The organism is Variovorax sp. IB41 (assembly GCF_016405905.1).
Classification (GTDB): Bacteria; Pseudomonadota; Gammaproteobacteria; order Burkholderiales; family Burkholderiaceae_C; genus Variovorax.
In genome coordinates this window covers 65,341-84,756 of the sequence record NZ_JAEFCB010000009.1, presented here as the reverse complement: position 1 = coordinate 84,756, position 19,416 = coordinate 65,341, and the positions used below count along the sequence as shown (strand labels likewise).

Below are 19,416 nucleotides of genomic sequence, written 5' to 3'. Positions count from 1 at the left end.
TCCAAAAGAGGCGCAGGGTACCCGCTGCGGATGACAGTCGGAACAACCGCGGACGCGGGGCATCGACTTCTTGGACAATCTGTTGCATGCCCCATACGCTTTCCCCCCAAAGCCTCGCACTGGCCCAGTCGCTGGTGCGCATGAACACCGTCAGCGAGAACAGCAACCTGCAGCTGATCGACCTCGCGCAGAGCCACCTCGCCACCCTCGGCGTGAAAAGCCGCATCACTTACAACGCCGAGCGCACCAAGGCGAACCTGTTCGCCACGCTGGGCGAGGGCAAGCCGGCCGGGGTGATCATTTCGGGGCACACCGATACGGTGCCCTGGGACGGCCAGGACTGGAGCGTCGATCCGCTCTCGGCCGTGGTGCAGAACGAGCGCCTGTACGGCCGCGGCTCGGCCGACATGAAGAGCTTCATCGCGATTGCGCTGTCAAACGCGAAGCGTTTTCTTGAAAGCGACTCCCCTTTCGCGGTGCACTTCGCCTTCAGCTACGAGGAAGAAATCGGCTGCTTCGGCGTGAAGGAGCTGATCGCCGACATGCGCGACGCGGGCATCAAGCCGCTGGCCTGCATCGTGGGCGAGCCCACCAGCATGGTGCCGGCCATCGCTCACAAGGGCGTGTACCGCTACAAGTGCTGCGTGCGGGGCAAGGAGGCGCATTCGTCGCTCACGCCCAAATCGGTCAACGCCATCGAGATGGCAGCGCGCGTGATCGGCAAGGTGCGCGACATGGCCGAGGACTTCGAGCGCAGCGAGCCGCGCTACGAGGGCTTCGACGTGCCCTTCAGCACCGCGAGCGTGGGCCAGTTCCACGGCGGCATTGCCGACAACGTGGTGCCGCGCGACGCCGAGTTCCGCTACGAATTCCGCGACCTGCCCACCGCCGACGCCAAGCGCATGCAGTCCGACGTGCTGGCCTATGCCGCGAGCATCGAGCCCGCGATGAAGAAGGTGGCGCCCGATGCGGGCTTCAGGTTCGAGACGATCTGCGAGATCCCGAGCTTCCTCGGCGCGGCGAGCGACCCGGTCACGCTGCTCGCGCAGCGCCTGGCGGGCGAGGACCGCACCACCTTGGTGGCCTTCGGCACCGAAGCGGGCCTGTTCAAGAACGCCGGCATCCCCACGGTGGTGTGCGGCCCGGGCAGCATCGAGCAGGCGCACCAGCCCGACGAGTTCGTGAGCCTCGAACAACTCGCGCGCTGCGAGCTGTTCATGGAGCGCCTCGCCACTTCGCACACCATTGGCTGAAGAAGACCCAAGCAGCGCCGCGCTGCAACGCATGAAGCGCGTTGCGCTCGGCCTGCTGTGCGCGGCGGCGCTGCTCTACGCGGTGGCCAGCGCGCTGCACGCGCAGCATCCGGCCTGGGGCTACGTGGCCGCTTTCGCCGAGGCCGCGATGGTCGGCGCGATTGCCGACTGGTTCGCGGTGGTGGCGCTCTTCCGCCATCCGCTGGGCCTGCCGATTCCGCACACCGCGATCATCCCGAGCAACAAGGACCGCATCGGCGCCAAGCTCGCGGGCTTCATCTGCAACAACTTCCTGAGCACCGCGCAGGTGCTCGCGAAGCTGCGCGAGTTCGACACCGCCAGCCGCATCGCCGACTGGCTCGCGCGCCCCGCGAGCGGCGAGAAGCTGGGCGAATGGGGCGTGGCCGCCACGCGCTACGGCCTCACCGCCTTCGACGACGACCGGGTGCGCGACTTCATGGGCCGCGCCGCCGCCGCGGGCCTGGCGAAGATCGACCTCTCGCGCCTGACCGGCCAGGCCCTCGATGCGCTCACCGCGGGCGGGCGCCACCAGGCGCTGCTGGACGACGTGCTGCAGCAGGTGGCGGGCCTGCTCGAAGGCGACGAGGTGCAGGCGCACATCACCGAAGCGATTGCACGCGAGATCAAGACGCTGCGCTACGTGGGCCTGGACCAGGTGGCGGCCAAGCTCGCCACGCGCAAGATCGTGGCCGCCGTGGCGCACACCATCGGCGAGCTCGCGGCCGAGCCGGACCACCCGATGCGCAAGCGCTTCGACCACTTCGTCGACGACTTCGTGGTGCGGTTGAAACTCGACCCCGAGTTCCAGCAGCGTGGCGAGCAGATCCGCGCCGAGCTGATGGCGCACCCGGCCCTGGGCGACTACCTGCACGGCCTGTGGGGCGAGCTGCTCGCGTGGCTGGACGGCGACCTGCGCCGCAGCGATTCGACGATCCGCCAGCGCATCGCATCGATGGCCGGCGCGCTGGGCACGCGGCTGCAGGCCGACGAGGCGATCCGCCACTGGATCAACGAGCAGATCGAGGCGGCCGCGCCGCTGGCCATCGAGCGCTACCGCGAGGACATCCGCCGCTACATCGAGGAGCGCGTGGGCGAATGGAACGCCGAGGAGATGACGGTGGAGCTGGAGCGCCACATCGGGCGCGACCTGCAGTTCATCCGCATCAACGGCACGCTGGTGGGTGGGCTGGTGGGGCTTGCGATCCACACCGTGACGCAACTGCTGCGCGGCTGATCCGGCCGATCCGTTGCTTCGGGTAATCCGCAGCGGATGAAAGTGCGCATGTCTCGCGAGAGACCGCGCCAACGCCCCCGCCTCCTTCTAGACTGCGCGCGCATCCACAAGAAGGAGAAGACATGCCCCGTCACCCGCTGCGCACCGCCGCCGCGCTGATCGCCACGCTCGCCCTGCTGGGTGCCTGCAGCACGGTCGCGCCGCCTGCGTCCGCGCCCGTGCCTGCGCCCGCGCCGACGCCCTCACCGCCATCGGCACCGCTCACCACCCGGCCGGCTTCGTGGGCCGCGCCCGAGGCGCTGGTGCCGCCATCGTCGTTCTCGGGCGTGCACGGGCTGGCCATCGATGCGAAGGGCCGGCTGCTTGCGGGCTCGGTGCTCGGCAACACGCTGTGGGAGGTCGACCGCACGACCGGCGCAGCGAAAGTGCTGATCGACGCGCCCGAAGGCCAGGCCGACGACATCGCGGTCGGCCCCAACGGCGAACTGGCATGGACCAACTACCTCATGGGCGTGCTGCGCTACCGCGAGAGCGACACCGCGCCGATGCGCGTGCTCGCCAAGGACCTGCCCGGCCTGAACTCGCTCGACTTCGACCGCAAGAGCGGCAAGCTCTACGCCTCGCAGGTGTTCCTGGGCGATGCGCTCTGGGAAATCGACCGCGCCGGCCAGAAGCCGCCGCGGCTCATCAAGAAGGACATGGGCGGCTTCAACGGCTTCGAGGTCGGGCCCGACGGCATGCTCTACGGGCCGCTGTGGTTCAAGGGCCAGGTCGTGAAGATCCATCCGGCCAACGGCCACATGACCGTGATCGCGGACGGCTTCAAGATCCCGGCCGCGGCCAATCTCGATGGCAAGGGCAACCTCTGGGTGGTCGATGCGCGCAGCGGCGAACTGGTGCGGGTGGAACTGGCAACCGGTAACAAGACGGTCGCCAAACAGCTTCGCCCCTCGCTCGACAACCTGGCCATCGCGCCGGACGGGACGATCTATGTGTCGAACATGGCCAACAACGAGGTGCAGGCTTTCAACCCCGCCACCGGCGAGTTGCGCACTCTCACCACCGGCAAGGTGGCGGTGCCCGCGGGCCTGAAGATCGACGGCAACGACCTCTGGGTGGCCGATGTCTTCGGCTTCCGGCAGGTGGACGTGCGCACCGGCGAAGTGCGCGACGTGTTCCGCATGCAGCGCGAACCGGAACTCGACTATCCCTTCGCGGTCGGCCTCTCGGCCACGCGCTTCGCGCTGGCTTCGTGGTTCACCGGCACGGTCCAGCTGGTCGATCGCCAGACGCTCAAGACCGTGGAAATCATCCACGGCCTGAAGGCGCCGTTCGACGCGATCCCCATGCCCGACGGCAGCGTGATCTACGCCGAGCTCGCCACCGGCAGCATCACGCGCGCCAGCGGGCCGAAGTTTGCGGAAAAGTCAGTGCTCGCTAGCGGACTGAACGGCCCGGTGCAGATGGTCATCGGCCAGGACGGCGCGCTCTACGTCACCGAGGCCGCCGGCAAGCTGCTGCGCATTCCGCTGGACGCCAGCGCGCCGCTGCGCACCATCGTCGACGGCCTCGCGCTGCCCGAGGGTGTGGCGCAAACGCCATGGGGCACTTTCGTCGTGGCCGAGAGCGCGGCGCAGCGGCTGGTGGAGATCGATCCGGCCAGCGGCACCCGCCGGACCATCGCCGACAACCTGCCGATCGGCCTCGCGCCCGGGCCCGGACTGCCGCCGCCCTACGTGGTCACGGGCGTGGCCGTGGGCCGCGACGGCACCGTTTACATGAGCGCCGACCGCAACAATGCGATATATCGAATTCGCGCTGTAAGGTAGGGTAACGATAAGTACAGATTTCGATTTACTTTTAAAAACAAATATTACAAACTGGCCGGGACGCCGCGCGGTGTCCCGATCACATCCGGTTTTCGGGGCCTCCTGCGCGTTCTCTCTGAAAGGAAAAACGCATGACTCCCCTCGTCGTAGGCCAGTTGCTGTCGCCCGAGTACTCCTTGGGGCTGGTGGCGCTTTCGTTCCTCATCTCGTTCGCGGGATCGCTGGTGGCGCTGATCTGCGCGGGCCGCATGGTCAATGCGGACGGCAAACCCAACCTCGCCCTCGTGGCCTGCGCCGCGGTGGCGCTCGGGGGCATCGGCATCTGGTCAATGCACTTCATCGGCATGCTGGCGTACCGGTTGCCGGTGGCCATTTCGTACAACATGCCGCTGACCATCGTGTCGCTCGTGGCGGCCATCCTGATCTCGGGCATCGCCCTCTACCTGGCCGGCGGCCGGCGCAAGTTCAGCAAACCCGGCTGGGCGGCAGGCAGCCTGCTGGCCGGCATCGGCGTCTGCGTGATGCACTACATGGGCATGTTCGCGATGAACATGCGCGCCACGATGGAGTTCGACACGGGCACCGTCGCGCTGTCGGTGGTGATCGCGATCACCGCCGCCGCGGCCGCCTTGTGGCTGGCCTTCAACCTGCGAAAGCTCAGCCACCAGATCGGGGCCGCCGCGGTGATGGGCGTGGCGGTCTGCACGATGCACTACGTGGGCATGACCGCCGCCAGCATGATCTGCACGGCCGCGGCGCCGACCGATGCGCTCGCCATCGGCGGCAGCTACATGGGCCTGTCGGTGTTCGGCACGGCCGGTGCGGTGCTGATCTTCATCTACTGGGTGGCCACCGGCAGCAGCCTCGACGCGCCGACGCCGCAGCGCGTCCGCCCCCGCACCAGCTAGTTGGCGCAAGCGGGCGGAAGGCCCCGTCCCTAAAGTCTGTGCAGAGCGAAAAACCAGCGACCTGCACAGACCCCATGCCCGTCATCGAATCCCGGCTGCCATCGGCCAGCGACACCTTCCAGGCCAACCGCGCCGCCATGCTCGCGCTGCTGGACGAAGTGCGTGCGCACGAGGCCCGCGCCGCGGCCGCATCGGGCGCCTCGGCCGAGCGATTCGCCCAACGCGGCCAGCTGCTGCCGCGCGAACGCATCGCGCTGCTGCTGGACACCGGCGCGCCCTTTCTGCCGCTGGCTTCGCTCGCTGGCCTCGGCCATGACAATCCCGACCTCTCGAAGAGCGTGCCGGGCGGCGGGCTGATCTCCGGCATCGGACAGGTCGCGGGCGTGCGCTGCATGGTGAGCGCCTCCGATTCGGGCATCGACGCCGGCGCGCTGCAGCCCATGGGCCTGGACAAGCAACTGCGCGTGCAGGAGATCGCCCTCGAGAACAAGCTGCCCTACGTACAGCTGGTCGAAAGCGCCGGCGCCAACCTCATGCAGTACCGCGTGCAGGACTTCGTGCGCGGCGGCAACATCTTCCGCAACCTCGCGCGGCTCTCGGCCGCGGGCCTGCCGGTGGTGACGGTGACGCACGGCTCCTCGACCGCGGGCGGCGCCTACCAGACGGGCCTGTCGGACTACATCGTGATGGTGCGCGACCGCACGCGCGCCTTCCTCGCCGGCCCGCCGCTGCTGAAAGCCGCCACCGGCGAGATCGCGACCGAGGAAGAACTCGGCGGCGCCGTGATGCACACCCACATCTCGGGCCTGGGCGACTACCTGGCCGAAGACGACCGCGACGCCATCCGCATCGCGCGCGCGATCCTCGGCGGCATCGACTGGACGCGCGACGAAGCGCCGCGCGCCTTCGCGCCGCCGCGCTACGACGCCCAAGACCTGCTGGGCATCATGCCCAGCGACGGCCGTCGGCCGGTGGACATGCGCGAAGTCATCGCGCGCATCGCCGACGGCTCCGAGTTCCTCGAATTCAGCGCGCACTACGGCAGCGCCACCGTCTGCGGCCACATCCGGCTCGAAGGGCATGCGGTGGGCATCGTCACCAACAACGGCCCGATCGATTCCGACGGCGCGACCAAGGCCACGCACTTCATCCAGGCCTGCTGCCAGTCGCGCACGCCGATCGTCTACCTGCAGAACATCACCGGCTACATGGTGGGCCGCGCGCACGAGGAGGCCGGCATCATCAAGCACGGCGCCAAGATGATCCAGGCCGTGACCAACGCGACCGTGCCGCAAATCACGCTGCACTGCGGCGCCTCCTACGGCGCGGGCAACTACGGCATGTGCGGCCGCGGCTTCGCGCCGCGCTTCTGCTTCTCGTGGCCCAACGCGCGCACCGCGGTGATGGGCGGCGAACAAGCCGCAAAAACCATGGCCATCGTCATGGAGGCCGGCATGGCGCGCAAGGGCGCGGTCGACCACGCGAAGATCGACGCGATGCAGCAGCAGATCGTGGAACGCTTCGACCGGCAGATGAGCGTGTTCATCACCAGCGCGCTGCTGCTCGATGACGGCGTGATCGATCCGCGCGACACGCGCGCGGTGCTGGCCGAGGTGCTCTCGGTGTGCCGCGACGCCGATGCGCGCGTGCCGCAGGCGATGCAGTTTTCAGTAGCACGGCCATGAGCACCTTCGACAAGATCCTCATTGCCAACCGCGGCGAGATCGCCGTCCGCGTGATGCGCACCGCGCGCGCGATGGGCCATCGCACCGTGGCGGTTTACTCGAGCGCCGACGCCGATGCGGAGCACGTAAGGCAAGCCGACCAGGCCGTGTGGATCGGCGAATCGCTGCCCGCGCAGAGCTACCTGAACATCGCCGCGATCGTCGAGGCCGCGCGTTCGAGCGGCGCGCAGGCCGTGCATCCCGGCTACGGTTTTCTCGCCGAGAACGCCGGGTTCGCACAGGCTTGCCGCGATGCGGGCCTGGTCTTCATCGGCCCTTCGCCCGAAGCCATTCGCGCGATGGGCGACAAGGCCGGCGCGAAGCGGCTGATGCAGGCGGCCGGTGTGCCATGCATTCCCGGCTACCAGGGCGAAGACCAGCGCCCGGCCACGCTGGCCGCCGAAGCCGCGCGCATCGGCTGGCCCGTGATGATCAAGGCGACCGCCGGCGGCGGCGGGCGCGGCATGCGACTCGTGCCATCGGCCGCGGCGTTTGCCGAACTGCTGCAGAGCGCGCAGTCCGAAGCGCTCAACGCCTTCGGCGATGCGACCGTGATCCTGGAGCGCGCGATCGTCGCGCCGCGCCACATCGAGATCCAGGTGTTCGCCGACCGGCACGGCAACGCCATCCACCTCGGTGAGCGCGACTGCTCGGTGCAGCGGCGCCACCAGAAGGTGATCGAGGAATCGCCTTCGCCGGCCGTGTCCGCCGACCTGCGCGAACGCATGGGCGCGACGGCCGTTGCCGCGGCGAAAGCCATTGGCTACGAAGGCGCGGGCACGCTCGAATTTTTGCTCGATGCGGAGGGCCAGTACTGGTTCATGGAGATGAACACGCGGCTGCAGGTGGAGCACCCGGTGACCGAGGCGGTGACGGGGCTCGATCTGGTCGAACTCCAGTTGCGCGTCGCCGCCGGCGAGCCGCTGTCGCTCACGCAGTCGGACGTGCGCATGCGCGGCCATGCGATCGAAGTGCGCCTGTGTGCCGAAGACCCGCGGCAGGGATTCATGCCGCAGAGCGGCACGCTCGCCGCGTGGCGTCCGTCGCCGGCGCTGCGCACCGAGCATGCATTGCGCGATGGCGCCGCGGTGCCGCCGTTCTACGACTCGATGATCGCCAAGATCGTGTCGCACGGCCGCACTCGGGATGAAGCGAGGCATCGTCTGATTGCAGGCCTGCAGGACACGGTGGCGCTCGGCATCGCAACCAACCAGCAATTCCTGCAGCGCGCGCTGTCGCATGCCGTGTTTGCCGAAGGTGCCGCGACGACTGCCTTCATCTCCGAGTACGTCGAAGCGCTGCTTGCGCCCGACACCGCGACAGAAGGCCGCGCGGCATTGCTGGCCGCACTGCTGCTCCAACTCGGCGAACGCGGCTGGCCTTCGCCGCTCGCGCACACGTTGCCCAATGCCCTGCGCTTCGCACTCAATGGCAAGGTGCATGCGGCGCGCGTGACGCCGCGGGGCGCGGGCCATTTCGATGTCGCGCTCGATGCAACCGCGCCTGCGCGCATCGAACTGCTTGCGCTGCCCGGTGACGGCGTCGTGCGCTTCTCGTGCAGTGGCGTTTCCGAGCAAGCCATGTCGGTGCGCGAAGCCTGCAATCGCTTGTGGATTCACTTCCGTGGCCAGGCCTTCGAACTCGAAGATCTCACGCACGTGGCAGTACCCCGCGTTGGTGCCACGGGCGGCGACGGCCTGCTGCGCGCCTCGATGAACGGCCGCGTCATCGCGCTGCTGGCCGCAGAGGGCGACACGGTTGCCGCCGGCCAGCCGCTCGTCACGCTCGAAGCGATGAAGATGGAGCACGTGCATTGCGCACCGCGCGCCGGCCGCGTCGCCGCGCTGCATGTCGCGGTGGGCGCGCAGGTGGCTGCGCGCCATGTCGTCGCGGAGATTACCGACGTCCCGATTTCCTGAAAGCCTTTCGCATGAACGCCCCTTCCCACTACCGCTCCGTGTTCTCGCCCGGCCTGTTCGACGGGCAGGTGATCGTCGTCACCGGCGGCGGATCGGGCATCGGCCGCTGCACCGCGCACGAGCTCGCATCGCTCGGCGCGCAGGTCGTGCTCGTCGGCCGCAATGCCGAGAAGCTGCAGCAGGTGCAACGCGAAATCGCAGCGGCCGGCGGCAGGGCCGGCACGCAGGCCTTCGACATCCGGCACGAAGACGCCGTGCGTGCCGCGATCGCCGAGGTCGTCGCGGCACATGGCCGCATCGACGGCCTCGTCAACAACGCTGGCGGCCAGTACATCACGCCGCTCGCGGCCATATCGGCCAAGGGCTGGGAGGCGGTGATCCACACCAACCTAACGGGCGGCTTCCTTGTCGCGCGCGAATGCTTCGTGCAGAGCATGCAGGCCCACGGCGGCGCCATCGTCAACATCGTGGCCGACATGTGGGGCTCGATGCCCCACATGGGCCACAGCGGCGCGGCGCGCGCGGGCATGGTGAGCTTCACCGAGACCGCAGCGCTCGAATGGGCCGCGAGCGGCGTGCGCGTGAACGCCGTGGCGCCGGGCTACATCGCCTCGAGCGGCATGGATCACTACCCGCCCGAGGCCGGCGACATGCTGCGCGCCATGCGCAAGACCGTGCCCGCGGGCCGCTTCGGCAACGAGGCCGAGACCTCCGCGGCCATCGCCTTTTTGTTGAGCCCCGCGGCGAGCTTCATCAGCGGCAGCGTGTTGCGCGTGGACGGCGCGCGGCCGCAGGTGCGCATGGGCTGGCCGATGGCGCTGCCCGATGCAGCCGCGCAGCAGCGCCCCGCGGTGCGGCCCTTCGAGGGCTTTCACCTCGCGCAGACGCCGCGCGTGTTCCAGGACAAAGAAACGAACGACTGACCGGAGACAAGGCGACATGCAGTACACCCACGAACACCTCGAGATCCAGAAGACGCTGCGCCGCTTCATCGACGAGGAGATCAACCCGCACGTCGACGCATGGGAAGAGGCCGAGATCTTCCCCGCGCACGAGGTCTTCAAGAAGCTCGGCAACCTGGGCATGCTGGGCCTGAACAAGCCCGAAGCCTTCGGCGGCGGCGGCCTCGACTATTCATATGCGATGGCGATGGCCGAGGCGCTCGGCCACGTGAGCTGCGGCGGCGTGCCGATGGCCATCGGCGTGCAGACCGACATGTGCACGCCCGCGCTCGCGCGTTTCGGCAGCGACGAGTTGCGCCGCGAATTCCTTGCGCCCGCCATCGCGGGCGACATGGTCGGCTGCATCGGCGTGAGCGAGCCCGGCGCGGGCAGCGACGTCGCGGGCCTGAAGAGCCACGCGCGCAAGGACGGGGACGACTACCTCATCAGCGGCCAGAAGATGTGGATCACCAACAGCCTGCAGGCCGACTGGATGTGCATGCTGGTCAACACCAGCGACGGCCCGGTGCACCGCAACAAGTCGCTCGTGATGGTGCCGATGAACCTGCCGGGCATCGAGAAGGCCAGGAAGATCCGCAAGATCGGCATGAACTCGAGCGACACGGGGCTCATCTACTTCGACAACGTGCGCGTGCCGCAGCGCTACCGCATCGGCGAGGAAGGCCAGGGCTTCATCTACCAGATGCAGCAGTTCCAGGAAGAGCGCCTCTGGGCCGCGGCCAGTTCGCTCGAACCGATGGAAGACTGCATCGCGCAGACCATCGAATGGGCGCAGCAGCGCCACATGTTCGGCGGCACGCTGGCCGACCAGCAGTGGGTGCAGTTCAAGCTGGCCGAACTGAAGACCGAGGTGGAAGCGCTGCGCGCCCTCACCTACCGCGCCTGCGACCTGCATGTGCAGGGCGAGGATGTGCTCGAACTCGCCTCGATGGCCAAGCTCAAGACCGGGCGCCTCACGCGGCAGGTGTCCGACACGTGCCTGCAGTTCTGGGGCGGCATGGGCTTCACGCTGGAGAACCGCGTGGCGCGCCTGTACCGCGATGGCCGGCTCGGCTCGATCGGCGGCGGCGCGGACGAGGTGATGCTGGGCATCCTCGCAAAGACGATGGGCATCGCCAAGCGGCCTCCACGGGGCTGAACGCGGTTGAACGCGGCTGAGGCACACATGGACCCCGAACTGCACGCCGACCGCGCGGCGCTCGCCGACACGGTGCGGCGCTTCGCCGAGAGCGAGATCGCGCCGCATGTTCAGGCGTGGGACGACGCGGGCGAATTTCCGCGCGCACTCTACACGCGCGCCGCGGCACTCGGGCTGCTCGGTCTCGGCTATCCCGAAGCGCTCGGCGGCACGCCGGCTTCGTATGCGCTCAAGCTCCCCGCATGGATCGCGCTCGCGCGCCACGGCAAGAGCGGTGGCGTGCTCGCGAGCCTGTTCTCGCACAACATCGGCCTGCCGCCGGTGGTGCTGCATGCGAGCGACGACGTGCGCCAAGAGGTCGTGCCCGCCGTGCTGCGCGGCGAGAAGATCGCAGCGCTCGCGATCACCGAGCCGGACGGCGGCTCCGACGTCGCGGCACTTCGCACAACCGCAAGGCGCGACGGCGATCACTACGTGCTCAACGGCGAGAAGACCTTCATCACCTCGGGCATGCGCGCCGACTGGATCACGGTCGCCGTGCGCACCGGTGAAGGTCGCGGCGCGAGTGGCATCTCGATGCTGCTGGTGCCCGGCGATTCGCCCGGCCTCACGCGCACGCGGCTCACGAAGATGGGCTGGTGGTGCTCCGACACCGCGACGCTGCACTTCGACAACGTGCGCGTGCCGGCGCGCTACCTGTTGGGCGAAGAAGGCGCGGGCTTTCGCATGGTCATGGGCAACTTCAACGGCGAGCGCATCGGCCTCGCGGCCGGCGCGCTAGGCTTCGCGCAGGCGTGCCTGGACGAAGCGCTGGCCTGGTCGCGCGAGCGCAAGACCTTCGGCGCGGCGCTCATCGAACACCAGGCCGTGCGCCACAAGCTGGTGGACATGCAGATGCGCATCGCGTCCACCGAGGCGTGGCTGGAGGCGGTGAGCGCCGAAGGCGATGCGCTCGAATCGGCCGACCACATCAACGCGCCCGAATGGGTGGCGCAGGTCTGCATGCTCAAGAACCACGCGACGCAGACCATGCAGTTCTGCGCCGACCAGGCGGTGCAGATCCTCGGCGGCATGGGCTTCATGCGCGGCACGGTGAGCGAGCGCGTCTATCGGGAGGTCAAGGTGATGATGATCGGCGGCGGCACCGAGGAAATCATGAAGGAGCTGGCGGCGCGGCAGCTGGATTGGCTCTAGCGCACCGCCTCGCCTCGCCTTGCTTCGCATTTTCTCCAGCGGAAAACTGTTCTTCACCGGCGAGGCATGCGGCGCATGGCCTTTCGCACGGGGCCTGCTTACCATCGGCTGCACACCGGGGCTGCTTCCGCGCCCCATCGACCGCATGAAGCCGGAGCCGCCGTGATCCTTGTTTTCCATCTCTTCGACAAACCCGGTTCCGCCGAATGAGCGAGCCCCGCACCATGTTCAAGCACATCGTGATGTGGGACCTGCGCGGCGAATCGCCCGAAGAGAAAGCGCAGGCCACGCAGTTGCTCAAGCGCAAGTTCGAATCGCTGCGCGGGCAGATTCCCGGGCTGCTGCACATCGAAGTGGGCATCGATTCGAGCCGCATCGCCTACGCCTGCGACGTGGTGCTCTACAGCGAGTTCGACAGCCAGGCATCGCTCGACGGCTATGCCACGCACCCCGCGCATCTGCAGGTGCGCGAGGAACTGGGCGACCTCAGGATCGCGCGGCACCAGGTCGACTACGCGGCGGATTGACCGCCGCCGATCAGTCGTTCTTTTCCGGTTCACCCTGCTGCGCGGCCTGCGCGGCCTGAGCTGCGGCGCGCAGCTTGTCCTTCTTGCTCGGCCGCTTGCCCTTGATGCCGCCGGTGCCCGATGCGTCGACAAGCGGCACGGCCGCCTCGGTTGGCTCGAACCCTTCGATGCGCTCGCGCGGCAAGCTCAGGCCCTGGCGCTTTTCGATCACGCGGAAGTGCGCCTCGGTCGATGCGCTCACGAAGCTGATCGCCAGGCCGCTCTCGCCCGCGCGGCCCGTGCGGCCGATGCGGTGGATGTAGTCGGTGGGCGAGCGCGGCAGGTCGTAGTTGATGACCACGGGCAGCTGCGCGATGTCGATGCCGCGCGCCGCGAGATCGGTGGCGATCACCACGTCCCACCGGCTCTCCTTGAACTGCGCGAGGATGCCGGTGCGCGTGCCCTGCGCGATGTCGCCGTGGAAGGGCACCGCGTAGACGCCGTTCTTGTAGAGCTTTTCGGCCACGGTCTGCGCCGCGTGCTGCGTGGCCACGAACACCAGCACGCGCTCCCACTCGTTCTCTTTCAGCAGATGGCGCAGGAGCTGCGTGCGGCGGTTCGCATCGACCTCGATCACGCGCTGCACGATGGCGGGCTCCGTGCCCGGCTCGCCCTTGACGTCGATGACCGCGGGGTCGCGCAGCATGCCGTCGGCCAGCGACTGGATGGCGGGCGGGAATGTGGCCGAGAAGAGCAGGTTCTGTCGTTGCGCCGGCAGCAGCGCGAGGACGCGGCCGAGCTCTTCGGCAAAGCCGAGATCGAAGAGGCGATCGGCCTCGTCGAGCACCAGCATCGAGACCGCGCCCAGCTTGAGCGCGTTGTGCTCGACCAGGTCGAGCAGCCGGCCGGGCGTGGCGACGACGATGTCGGCGCCGCCGCGCAGGCTCATCATCTGGGGGTTGATCGAAACGCCGCCGAAGGCGATGGCGATCTTCAGGCGTTCGGGCAGGTGCTGCGCGAGGCTGCGCATCGTCTCGCCGACCTGCGCCGCGAGTTCGCGCGTGGGCACAAGCACCAGTGCGCGCACGCGGCGCGGCGATTGCACGGCTTCGGCGGCCAGGCGCTGCAGCAGCGGCAGGGAGAATGCGGCGGTCTTGCCGGAGCCGGTCTGCGCCGAGCCCCGCACGTCGCGGCCCTGCAAAATTGCGGGAATGGCCGCGGCCTGGATGGCGGTCGGCGCGGCATAGCCGCTTTCGGCGGCAGCCTGCACGAGCGCGGGGGCCAGGCCCAGTGAGTCGAATGGCATGTGAGCAGACAGAGAGAGAAACCCGGATATAGAGAAGAGATGGATCGAATGGCGACGACGAAAAGCAATCAGGCCAGCGCGCTGGTGTATTCCACCGAGGCGGGCGGCCGCATGTGCCCCGATTGCGGCGCGCCGATGGCGCAATGCCGCTGCAAGGAACTGAAGGCGCGCGCGCCGGCCACTGACGGCATTGTGCGTGTATCGCACGAGACCAAGGGCCGCAAAGGCAAGGGCGTGACGGTCATCAAGGGCCTCGCGCTCGACGCCGCGGCGCTCGCGGCGGTGGGCAAGCAGCTGAAAACAGCCTGCGGCTCGGGCGGCACGGTGAAGGACGGCATCATCGAGATCCAGGGCGATCACCGCGAACTGGTGATCGCGGCCCTCGTGAAGCAGGGCCACACGGTCAAGCGCGCGGGAGGCTGAATCGCATGAAACCCGAAGACCTGCAGCGCCTCGTCACCCTGGAGATGCCTTTCGGCAAGCACAAGGGCACGCTGATCGCCGACTTGCCCGGAAATTACCTGACCTGGTTCGCACGCGAGGGTTTTCCCTCAGGAGAAATCGGCCGGCTGCTCCATTTGATGCATGAAATAGACCACAACGGCCTGTCGGACCTGCTCAAACCGTTGCGAAACCGCCCGTCGCGCCGGGATGTTTCTCAATAACACACGATTTCCCACGCTTTTTTGCAAAGGACCGGGATAATTCCCCCCACGTGTCTGTGAGCTTGTCTCCCGTGCACGTAATTCGGTGATCGGTCAGTTTCGCGCCACAGCGCACTTGTTTGTTGTGATTCTGGGACTCCATCGCTTTGTTTTGTTGGTTTGAATTAGGAGTCCCTCCATGGGCAAGAAACTCTACGTAGGCAACCTCGCCTACTCTGTGCGTGACAACGACCTGGAACAGGCTTTCGGCGAGTTCGGCTCGATCGTCAGCGCCAAGGTCATGATGGAACGCGATACCGGCCGTTCGAAGGGCTTCGGCTTCGTCGAAATGGGTTCGGATGCTGAAGCACTCGCAGCCATCGAAGCCATGAACGGCCATTCGCTCCAGGGCCGTGCCCTGACGGTGAACGAAGCTCGTCCGATGGAAGCTCGTCCCCCCCGCACCGGCGGTGGTGGCGGCTACGGCGGCGGCGCTGGCGGTGGTGGCGGCGGCTACGGTGGTGGCGGCGGCGGCGGTTACGGCGGCGGCGGCGGTGGCCGTAGCGGCGGTGGCGGCGGCGGTTACGGCGGCGGCGGCGGTGGTCGCGGCGGCTACTAAGCCCTCATCCACAGTCAGGGAACTCCGGCTCTCTGAATGAATGAAAAGCTCCTTCGGGAGCTTTTTTCGTTTCCGGCCCTTCCTTTTCCTCTGTTGCAGGAAGCCCGCAAAACCGGCTTCGCGGGCGAAAAAAACGTCGCTCCGGGGAGAACCCTAATCCTGGCCTAAGCATTTGTCCTTACCGGAGCGGTCAGCCAACGGTCAGCCGCCCAAGACGACCCTCACCTCTCCAAAACAGAGGGTCGAGGCGATGAAGATCAAGAGTCAGGCGGACTTCTTTTCAGGGGTCATGTTCACCACCGTGGGGGGCGCCTTCGCGATAGGCGCCACCACCTACACCGTCGGCAACGGCGCCCGCATGGGCCCCGGTTACTTCCCGCTCATGCTGGGCATCCTTCTGGCCATCCTCGGGGTGGTCATCATGTTCCAGGCCATGGTGGTGGAGACCACCGACGGCGACAAGATCGGCAAATGGGCCTGGAAGCCGCTGGCCTTCGTGCTCGGCGCCAACCTCGCGTTCGGCATCCTGCTGGGGGGCCTGCCGAGCATCGGCCTGCCGGCGATGGGCATGATCATCGCGATCTACGCGCTCACGATCATTTCCAGCATGGCGGGCACGCAGTTCAAGCTGCGCGACGTGCTGGTGCTCTCCACCATCCTGGCGGCCGGCAGCTACGTGGCCTTCATCTGGGCGCTCAAGCTCCAGATCCAGGTCTGGCCCACTTTCATCTCGGGCTGAGGAGCACGCACCATGGACCTGATCCACAACCTTTCCATCGGTTTCGGCGTTGCCTTCACCTTCACCAACCTGCTGTACTGCCTCCTGGGCTGCATCCTGGGCACGCTGATCGGCGTGCTGCCGGGCATCGGCCCGGTCGCGACCATCGCGATGCTGCTGCCCGCCACCTACGCGCTGCCGCCCGTGTCGGCGCTGATCATGCTGGCCGGCATCTACTACGGCGCGCAGTACGGCGGCTCGACCACCGCCATCCTGGTGAACCTGCCGGGCGAATCGTCCTCGGTGGTCACCTGCATCGACGGCTACCAGATGGCCAGACAGGGCCGCGCAGGCCCCGCACTCGCGGCCGCGGGCCTGGGCTCGTTCTTCGCCGGTTGCGTCGGCACGCTGATCCTGGCCGCCTTCGCGCCGCCGCTGACCGAGCTGGCCTTCAAGTTCGGCCCGGCCGAGTACTTCTCGCTGATGACCCTGGGCCTGATCGGCGCCGTCGTGCTGGCTTCGGGCTCGCTCCTGAAGGCGGTGGCGATGATCGTGCTGGGCCTGCTGCTGGGCATCGTGGGCACCGACGTCAATTCGGGCGTCGCCCGCTTCAGCTTCGACATCCCCGAGCTCACCGACGGCATCGGCTTCGTGGTGATCGCCATGGGCGTGTTCGGCTACGGCGAGATCATCGGCAACCTCTCGCAGCCCGACGACGAGCGCGAAGTCTTCACGCACAAGGTCAAGGGCCTGTGGCCCACCAAGGACGACTTCAAGCGCATGACGCCCGCGGTGCTGCGCGGCACGGCGCTGGGCTCCGCGCTGGGCATCCTGCCCGGCGGCGGCGCGCTGCTGGCGGCCTTCGCGGCCTACGCGCTGGAGAAGAAGATCAAGATGCGCCCGGGCGAAGTGCCCTTCGGCAAGGGCAACATCCGCGGCGTGGCCTCGCCCGAATCGGCCAACAACGCCGGTGCGCAGACCTCGTTCATTCCGCTGCTGACGCTGGGCATTCCGCCCAACGCCGTGATGGCGCTGATGGTGGGCGCGATGACGATCCACAACATCCAGCCCGGCCCGCAGGTGATGACCAGCAACCCTGAGCTCTTCTGGGGCCTGATCGCCTCGATGTGGATCGGCAACGCGATGCTGATCATCCTGAACCTGCCGCTGATCGGCATGTGGATCAAGCTCCTGACCGTGCCCTACAAGTTCCTGTTCCCCGCCATCGTTCTTTTCTGCGCGATCGGCGTGTACTCGACCAACAACAACACCTTCGACGTGTGGATGGTCGCGATCTTCGGCTTCATCGGCTACCTGTTCCTGAAGCTCAAGACCGAGCCGGCGCCGCTGCTGCTGGGCTTCATCCTCGGGCCGATGATGGAAGAGAACCTGCGGCGCGCGCTGCTGCTGTCGCGGGGTGCGTGGAGCGTGTTCGTCACGCGGCCGCTGTCGGCGGGGCTGCTGGTGGCTGCTGCGGCGCTGTTGTGCATCGTGCTGCTGCCCTCGATCAAGGCCAAGCGCGAAGAGGCCTTCGTCGAGGAATAGGCTCGTCCCGGCGTTCCCTGAACGAGCCCCTGCACGAAAGCGCGGGGGCTTTTTTCATTCCAGGACGCCACGGCGGTGGCCGCGCCCCATATCGACGCGCTCTTGTTGGTGCCAGGCAGCGTCGCCGGTGGTGCGCCCGAAAAGATGCAAAGCGCGACGGTTCCACGATCGATCCGCGTCCGTGTCGATCGATTCGACAAATCCCGCGAGCAGCAAGGTGCCCATAGTTACCGCATTGCAATGAGGAGATTGCTTGACCCAGATTGCTACTGAAAAGCTAGCAATGAAGTACCGCGGTATATGGGCGACCCAGGAGATTTGATCAGAAGAAAAAACCTGCCAACGCCCTTCGCGCGGGCATAAAAAAGGCGCCGACCAGCGGCGCCTTTCAAGTTCAAACCGGCATCTCGTACGGAGCCTTGAAGGATTTTTCTTTTTGAAGGGGAAATTGTCTCCTCGGACCCTCGGCAGCACGAGCAGGGCCCGTTCGCGAGTGCGCAGACTTTATGTGCTGCACCGCACCAGTGCATTGGGAATTACCCGCTTTGCCTTACTGCGAACGGCCGATTCGCAAACCAAAGTGTTTCTGGTAGTTAACGACGTGGCACGACTCGTGCACGTAAGGCCACACCCTACAACTCGAAGAAGCGCACCGCCATGGCCTTGGTCCCGCAAGCCTCCATCAACGCGGCCGACACCGCCTGGATGATGACCTCGACCGCCCTCGTGCTGCTGATGACGCTGCCCGGCATCGCGCTCTTCTACGCCGGGATGGTGCGGCGCAAGAACGTGCTGGCCACCATGGCGGCCGTCGTGGCGATCGCCGCGGCGGTCTCGCTCACCTGGTTCGCGCTGGGCTATTCGCTGGCCTTCACCGCCGGCTGGCCGTGGCTCGGCGGCACCGGGCGCTTCTGGTTCTCGGGCTTCGAGTACCTGAAGGAAGCCGGGCAGGTCGCCGTGAGCCACATCGCGCCCAACGTGCCCGAATCGGTCTATGCGATGTTCCAGCTGACCTTCGCGATCATCACGACCGCGCTGGTGCTGGGCGCCTTCGTCGAGCGCATGCGCTTCTCGGCGGTGCTGTGGTTCGCGCTGCTGTGGAGCGTGCTGGTGTATGCGCCCATCGCGCACTGGGTGTGGGAGCCGGGCGGCTGGCTCGCGCAGATGGGCGCGCTCGATTTCGCGGGCGGCTCGGTCGTGCACGTCAACGCGGGCATCGCGGGGCTGGTGTGCGCCTATGCGCTCGGCCCGCGCAAGGGCTACGGGCGCGAGGCCTTCGAGCCCTACAGCCTGGCCATGACGATGATGGGCGCGGGCCTCCTCTGGGTCGGCTGGTTCGGCTTCAATGCGGGCTCGGCGGTGGCAGCCGACGGGCGCGCGGGCCTGGCGATGCTGGTCACGCACATCGCTGCCGCGGCCGGCGCGATGAGCTGGATGATCGGCGAGTGGATCGTGCGGCGCAGCCCTTCGCTCCTGGGCCTGTGCTCGGGCCTCGTGGCGGGGCTGGTGGCGATCACGCCGGCCGCCGGCTTCGTCACGCCGCTCTCGGCGCTGGCCATCGGCGCCATCGCGGGCCTGGCCTGCTACTGGGGCGCCACGGGCCTGAAGCACATGCTCGGCGCGGACGATTCGCTCGACGTGTTCGGCGTGCACGGCATCGGCGGCATCGTGGGGGCGCTCCTCACGGGCGTGTTCGCCGATGCACGCATCTCGGGCGCGGCGGGCAATGTGCTGACGCAGGCGATCGCGGTCGGCAGCGTGGCGATCTACAGCGCGGCGGGGACGGCGATCGTGCTGTTCCTGGTGCACGTGCTGGTCGGGTTGCGCGTCGACCCCGAAAGCGAACAGCTGGGCCTCGATCTTGCTCAGCACCGTGAACACCTGGGAGCCTGACCA

At 67.6% G+C, this 19,416-nt stretch carries 17 protein-coding genes and 1 pseudogene; 16 read left to right on the top strand and 2 right to left on the bottom strand.

Annotated features, from left to right (window positions below):
• The first annotated feature begins 86 nt into the window (after positions 1-86).
• From argE to JC881_RS17690, 10 genes are all read left to right on the top strand, one after another.
• Positions 87-1,253, top strand: coding sequence for an acetylornithine deacetylase (argE, locus tag JC881_RS17735; RefSeq protein ID WP_198787026.1), 1,167 nt, complete (start codon positions 87-89; stop codon positions 1,251-1,253).
• A complete protein-coding gene (locus JC881_RS17730; RefSeq protein WP_233101867.1) occupies positions 1,246-2,508 on the top strand; it encodes a DUF445 domain-containing protein in 1,263 nt (420 codons plus the stop codon). Before argE ends, JC881_RS17730 begins: the two co-directional genes overlap by 8 nt.
• Before the next feature lie 122 nt (positions 2,509-2,630).
• Positions 2,631-4,337 (top strand): hypothetical protein, encoded by a 1,707-nt coding sequence (locus JC881_RS17725; protein ID WP_198787025.1) that lies wholly within the window; start codon positions 2,631-2,633, stop codon positions 4,335-4,337.
• Between the two features lie 131 nt (positions 4,338-4,468).
• Positions 4,469-5,245, top strand: a complete 777-nt coding sequence (locus tag JC881_RS17720) for an MHYT domain-containing protein (protein ID WP_198787024.1) — start codon at positions 4,469-4,471, stop codon at positions 5,243-5,245.
• A gap of 74 nt (positions 5,246-5,319) precedes the next feature.
• Entirely contained in the window at positions 5,320-6,930 is a 1,611-nt protein-coding gene (locus JC881_RS17715) for an acyl-CoA carboxylase subunit beta (protein WP_198787023.1), read from the top strand.
• Entirely contained in the window at positions 6,927-8,888 is a 1,962-nt protein-coding gene (locus JC881_RS17710) for an acetyl/propionyl/methylcrotonyl-CoA carboxylase subunit alpha (RefSeq protein WP_198787022.1), read from the top strand. Before JC881_RS17715 ends, JC881_RS17710 begins: the two co-directional genes overlap by 4 nt.
• An 11-nt stretch (positions 8,889-8,899) precedes the next feature.
• Entirely contained in the window at positions 8,900-9,811 is a 912-nt protein-coding gene (locus JC881_RS17705) for an SDR family oxidoreductase (RefSeq protein ID WP_198787021.1), read from the top strand.
• A gap of 16 nt (positions 9,812-9,827) precedes the next feature.
• On the top strand, positions 9,828-10,988 hold the full coding sequence (locus JC881_RS17700) for an acyl-CoA dehydrogenase family protein (protein WP_198787020.1): 1,161 nt from the start codon (positions 9,828-9,830) through the stop codon (positions 10,986-10,988).
• A gap of 27 nt (positions 10,989-11,015) precedes the next feature.
• Positions 11,016-12,182, top strand: a complete 1,167-nt coding sequence (locus JC881_RS17695) for an acyl-CoA dehydrogenase family protein (protein WP_198787019.1) — start codon at positions 11,016-11,018, stop codon at positions 12,180-12,182.
• Between the two features lie 206 nt (positions 12,183-12,388).
• Positions 12,389-12,709, top strand: a complete 321-nt coding sequence (locus JC881_RS17690) for a Dabb family protein (RefSeq protein WP_233101866.1) — start codon at positions 12,389-12,391, stop codon at positions 12,707-12,709.
• A 10-nt stretch (positions 12,710-12,719) separates the two neighbouring features.
• Here JC881_RS17690 and JC881_RS17685 read toward each other — a convergent pair whose 3' ends face one another.
• Complete coding sequence (locus JC881_RS17685) at positions 12,720-13,994, bottom strand: DEAD/DEAH box helicase (RefSeq protein ID WP_198787018.1); 1,275 nt, start codon at positions 13,992-13,994, stop codon at positions 12,720-12,722.
• A gap of 48 nt (positions 13,995-14,042) precedes the next feature.
• Between JC881_RS17685 and JC881_RS17680 the strand changes: the two genes are divergently transcribed.
• The 5 genes from JC881_RS17680 to JC881_RS17660 all read left to right on the top strand — a co-directional run bounded on the left by JC881_RS17680 (position 14,043) and on the right by JC881_RS17660 (position 17,520).
• Positions 14,043-14,417 (top strand): translation initiation factor Sui1, encoded by a 375-nt coding sequence (locus tag JC881_RS17680; RefSeq protein WP_198787017.1) that lies wholly within the window; start codon positions 14,043-14,045, stop codon positions 14,415-14,417.
• Between the two features lie 5 nt (positions 14,418-14,422).
• Positions 14,423-14,659 carry a DUF3820 family protein gene (locus tag JC881_RS17675; RefSeq protein WP_093053658.1) on the top strand — a complete coding sequence of 79 codons (237 nt, stop codon included), beginning with the start codon at positions 14,423-14,425 and terminating at the stop codon, positions 14,657-14,659.
• Positions 14,660-14,837: 178 nt separating this feature from the next.
• Positions 14,838-15,257, top strand: a complete 420-nt coding sequence (locus JC881_RS17670) for an RNA recognition motif domain-containing protein (protein WP_198787016.1) — start codon at positions 14,838-14,840, stop codon at positions 15,255-15,257.
• A 250-nt stretch (positions 15,258-15,507) separates the two neighbouring features.
• A complete protein-coding gene (locus tag JC881_RS17665) occupies positions 15,508-15,996 on the top strand; it encodes a tripartite tricarboxylate transporter TctB family protein (RefSeq protein ID WP_013538813.1) in 489 nt (162 codons plus the stop codon).
• 12 nt (positions 15,997-16,008) lie between these two features.
• Complete coding sequence (locus tag JC881_RS17660) at positions 16,009-17,520, top strand: tripartite tricarboxylate transporter permease (protein ID WP_013538814.1); 1,512 nt, start codon at positions 16,009-16,011, stop codon at positions 17,518-17,520.
• 59 nt (positions 17,521-17,579) lie between these two features.
• On the opposite strand, the pseudogene JC881_RS17655 reads toward JC881_RS17660, so the two are convergent.
• A pseudogene (locus tag JC881_RS17655) lies at positions 17,580-17,745 on the bottom strand (sulfite exporter TauE/SafE family protein); the annotation flags it as partial.
• Positions 17,746-18,177: 432 nt separating this feature from the next.
• Between JC881_RS17655 and JC881_RS17650 the strand changes: the two are divergent.
• On the top strand, positions 18,178-19,413 hold the full coding sequence (locus JC881_RS17650) for an ammonium transporter (protein ID WP_198787014.1): 1,236 nt from the start codon (positions 18,178-18,180) through the stop codon (positions 19,411-19,413).
• The last annotated feature ends 3 nt before the right edge of the window (positions 19,414-19,416 follow it).